Here is a 912-nt window from a genome sequence, read left to right on the forward strand (position 1 = left end):
ATCGAAAAAGCTATTCCTCACTGCTTGTGGGGAGAGTCCATATAGGCTTTGTTAGCGTGCCAGGTGATGGCATTGACGGCTACGCTCGTGAGCAAGTGACGGCCAAAGCCACATCGTTCACCCTCGCGCCTACTGGCTACAGCCATGCTGAAGCGTCGACGCTTACCACCGCCGGCCTTACTGCATGGCGCGCCCTGATGGCCGATGACTCACTCAAGCCGGGCGACACCGTGCTCGTCCAAGGCACTGGTGGCGTTTCAATTTTCGCCCTGCAGTTCGCTAAAATGGCCGGTGCTACCGTCATTGCTACCTCTTCAAGCGACGAAAAACTTGAACGTCTGAAAGCGCTAGGCGCTGATCATGTGATCAATTACCGCAGAGACCTTAACTGGGGCGAAACTGCACGCGCTCTAACGGGTGGCCGTGGTGTTGACCACATCATCGAAGTCGGCGGCCCTGCGACGCTTGAGCAATCGATGATTGCAATTCGGGTTGCTGGTCACATCTCCGTCATCGGGATATTGAGTGGCGTAAGCGGTGCAATGAATTTTGTACCGGCACTGATCAAGCAAGTGCGTCTGCAGGGTGTATTGGTGGGTAGCCGCAGCCAGCAGCAAGACATGATCCGAGCCATCAATGCTAATGGCATGCGCCCGATTATTGATCGTCATTTCCTTTTGAGCGAGATTGTCGAAGCGTTCAAGTATCAGGAAACCAACCAGCATTTCGGCAAAATTTGCCTGGATATCTAAGCACGCATGAATGGGCATGATCCGTATGCCTATCTCAAAGATGTGCTGACACGGCTGCCGACGCAGCGGACGAGAGAGATTGGCCGATTGCAGCCAGCCACGACGGGCGGCTACCGGCCGATTCTGTTGAAAAAGTAGCGGCCTCCCCATGCCGTTGGCA

The 912-nt window shown here is 54.9% G+C and carries 1 protein-coding gene and 1 pseudogene; both read left to right on the forward strand.

Features of this window, described 5'->3' with window-relative positions; genetic code table 11:
* Positions 1 to 752: zinc-dependent alcohol dehydrogenase family protein (locus tag LO50_RS23235; protein ID WP_044316510.1), on the forward strand; the 752-nt coding region annotated here is incomplete at its 5' end.
* Positions 753 to 890, forward strand: a pseudogene (locus LO50_RS24495) (transposase domain-containing protein); the annotation flags it as partial.
* Positions 891 to 912: the final 22 nt, after the last annotated feature.

The sequence above is a fragment of the Stutzerimonas stutzeri genome (assembly GCF_000935215.1).
Classification (GTDB): Bacteria; Pseudomonadota; Gammaproteobacteria; order Pseudomonadales; family Pseudomonadaceae; genus Stutzerimonas.